The 3,230-nt window shown below is 70.9% G+C and carries 2 protein-coding genes; both read right to left on the bottom strand.

Annotated elements, in window-relative coordinates:
• Positions 1-1,489 (bottom strand): MFS transporter (locus FNH04_RS43615; RefSeq protein ID WP_152791775.1); only part of this gene is annotated, 1,489 nt, incomplete at its 3' end.
• Between the two features lie 320 nt (positions 1,490-1,809).
• Positions 1,810-3,189: a DUF445 domain-containing protein gene (locus FNH04_RS43610; RefSeq protein WP_322725577.1), complete on the bottom strand. Its 1,380-nt coding sequence runs from the start codon at positions 3,187-3,189 to the stop codon at positions 1,810-1,812.
• Between the last annotated feature and the right edge of the window lie 41 nt (positions 3,190-3,230).

The raw sequence follows: 3,230 nt of genomic DNA, 5'->3' as shown, positions 1-3,230 counted from the left end.
CCCCCGCCGCTCCCCCGGAACCCTTCAGGCCCTTCGATCCCCCCGCGGCCGTCAGCGGCCGGGCGATGTCCTCCAGTGACCGCCGCTCCGCCCGTACGGCCAGTGCCGCCGCCACCAGACCGGCCACGCACATCAGGGACGCGCCGATCTGGAAGGCGAGGACCGTGTCGCCGACGACACCCGACTCGGTCAGGTCGGCGAAGATGAGCGGTCCGCTGATGCCGCCCGCCGCCGTGCCGATGGCGTAGAAGAAGGCGATGGCCATCGCGCGGGTCTCCATCGGGAAGACCTCCGAGACGGTCAGATACGCGCTGCTCGCCCCCGCCGACGCGAAGAACAGCACCACGCACCAGCACACCGTCAGCGTCACCGCGCTCAGCGCACCCCGGTCGAAGAGCCAGGCCGTACCGAAGAGCAGCAGGCCCGACAGCAGATACGTCGACGAGATCATCACCCGGCGGCCGAGCGTGTCGAAGAGCTGCCCGAGCAGGAGCGGGCCGAGGAAGTTGCCGGCCGCGATGAACGCGAAGTAGTAGCCGGTGTCGGAGGTCGGTACGTCGAAGAACGTGGTCAGGATCGCGCCGAAACCGAAGGTGATCGCGTTGTAGAGGAAGGCCTGGCCGATGAAGAGCGAGAAGCCGAGGGCGGCGCGCCTTCGGTAGGTGGAGAGGACCGTGCGGGCGATCATGCCGAAGCCGACGCTCTCGCGCTGGCGGATGGTGATCTCCTCGGTCGCCGGAGGCAGTTCGCGCCCCGTGTCCGCGGCGACCTCGGCCTCCACCGACGACACCAGCCGTTCCGCCTCCTTCTCCCGGCCGTGGATGAGCAGCCAGCGCGGGCTCTCCGGGACGCTGCGCCGGACGAGGAGGATGGCGAGGCCGAGGACGACACCGAGGGCGAAGGTGAGACGCCAGCCGACGTTCGCCGGGAAGAGGTCCGTGTCCAGCGCGAGGATCGACAGCAGCGAGCCGCCGATCGCGCCGAGCCAGAAGCTGCCGTTGATGACGATGTCGACGCGGCCCCGGTAGTACGACGGGATCAGCTCGTCGATCGCGGAGTTGATGGCCGCGTACTCGCCGCCGATACCGAAGCCGGTCAGGAAGCGGAACGCGAAGAACCACCAGGACTCCATGGAGACGGCGGTCAGGGCGGTGGCCCCGAGGTAGACCGCGAGCGTGACCATGAAGAGCTTCTTGCGGCCGAAGATGTCGGTCAGGCGGCCGAAGAACAGTGCCCCCGCGCAGGCTCCGGCCACGTAGAGCGCGGCCGCGATACCCGTGACCTGCGCGGACGAGATGGCAAGACCGCTGCCCTCCTCCGATAACCGCCCGGCGATGTTGCCGACGACGGTGACCTCCAACCCGTCGAGGATCCAGACGGTGCCGAGACCGATCACGATCGTCCAGTGCCAGCGCGACCAGGGCAGACGGTCCAGCCTGGCCGGTATGGCGGTGGTGACGGTGCCGGTCTGCGGTACGGAGACGGACATGGACGACCTCCTCGGGCGACGCGCGGGTACGCCCCCGAGTCCCCGCGCCGCGGCGGCTTACGCTCTGGGGGATTCCGAGCGGCCCGGAGGGGCTGGAGGGGCTTGGAGGGCTTGAAACGGCCCGGAAGCGCTGAGCGGCCGGGAAGGACTGGCGCGGCCCGGAAAGGCCGGCGTGGGCCCGGAAGCGCTGGCGCGACCCAGAATGGCCGGCGTGGCCCAGAAAGGCCGGCGTGGCCCGGAAGGGCCAGCGTGGCCCGGAAGCGCTGGCGTGGGCCCGGAAGCGCTGGCGCGGCCCGGAAAGACCGGCGCGGCCCGGAGGGCTACGCCCCGAGTGCCCGCGACACCGTGTAGATCAGCAGACCGGCCAGCGAGCCCACCACCGTGCCGTTGATACGGATGAACTGCAGGTCGCGGCCGATGTTCGCCTCGATCTTCTTCGTCGTGTGCTCGGGGTCCCAGCTCGCGACCGTGTCCGTGATGAGGGAGGTGATCTCGCGTCGGTACGTCGTGACGACGTACACCGCCGCGCCCTCGACCCAGCCGTCGACCTTGCCCTGGATCTTGGGCTCGGTGGCCATCCGGGAGCCCAGCGACAGCAGGGAGGCCCGTACGCGCAGCCGCAGCTCGCTGCGCTCGTCCTCGGCGGCCGCCACGATCATGGACCGTACGGCGGTCCACGCGGACGCGATCAGGTCCTGCACCTCGCCCCGGCCCAGTACCTCGCCCTTGAGCCGCTCCACCCGCGTGCGCGTCTCCGTGTCCGACTGGAGGTCGGAGGCGAAGTCGGTGAGGAAGCGGTCGAGGGCACCGCGGGCGGGGTGCGACGGGGAGTCGCGCATCTCGGTGACGAAGCGGAGCAGCTCCTTGTAGACGCGCTCGCCGACCTTCTTGTCGACGAACCGGGGGGTCCAGCCGGGGGCTCCGCCCTGGACGGCGTTCATGACCTGCTCGTCGTGGAGGATCAGCCAGCTCTGGGCGCGGCCGACGACCAGGTCGACGACCCGTTTGTGGCCGCCGTCGGCGACGATCTTCTCCAGCAACTTGCCGATACCGGGGGCGATCTCCTGGGCGTTGGCGCGTCTGGTGACGGCCTCGCCGACCACCGCCTGGACGTCGGAGTCGCGCAGCACGGTGAGGGCGCCCCGCAGCGCGGTGGCGAGCTCGGCGGTCACGCGGTCGGCGTGGTCCGGTACGGCGAGCCAGGCGCCGAGACGGCTGCCGATGCCCACGGCGCGCAGACGCTGCCGTACGACGTCGTGGGAGAGGAAGTTCTCCCCCACGAACTCGCCCAGCGACACCCCCAGCTGGTCCTTCTTGGTGGGGATGATCGCGGTGTGCGGGATGGGCAGGCCGAGGGGATGACGGAACAGCGCGGTGACGGCGAACCAGTCGGCCAGCGCGCCGACCATGCCGGCCTCGGCGGCCGCCGCGACGTATCCGGCCCAGTCCCCGGCGCCCTGGTGCGAGGCCAGCTTGGCGAGCACGTACACGAGCGCCACGAAGAGCAGCAGCCCCGTCGCCGTGGCCTTCATCCGCCGTACGCCCCTGCGCTTCTCCTCGTCGGCCGGGCTGAAGGTGGTCATCGTGCGGTGGCCGGGAACCGGGGCGGAGACGGGGGCGAGGGCGTCGCGTACGGATGGTCCGGAGGTAGGGGCGGTGTCCCTGGCGGGAGCTACGGGGGCTGTGTCAGGAGCAGGCACTGTGTCTCGAGTGGGGGCTGTAGGGGTAGCGGGGGCTGGAG

The organism is Streptomyces phyllanthi (genome assembly GCF_009377205.1).
GTDB lineage: Bacteria > Actinomycetota > Actinomycetes > Streptomycetales > Streptomycetaceae > Streptomyces > Streptomyces phyllanthi.
This window is presented reverse-complemented; position numbering and strand designations above follow the sequence as displayed.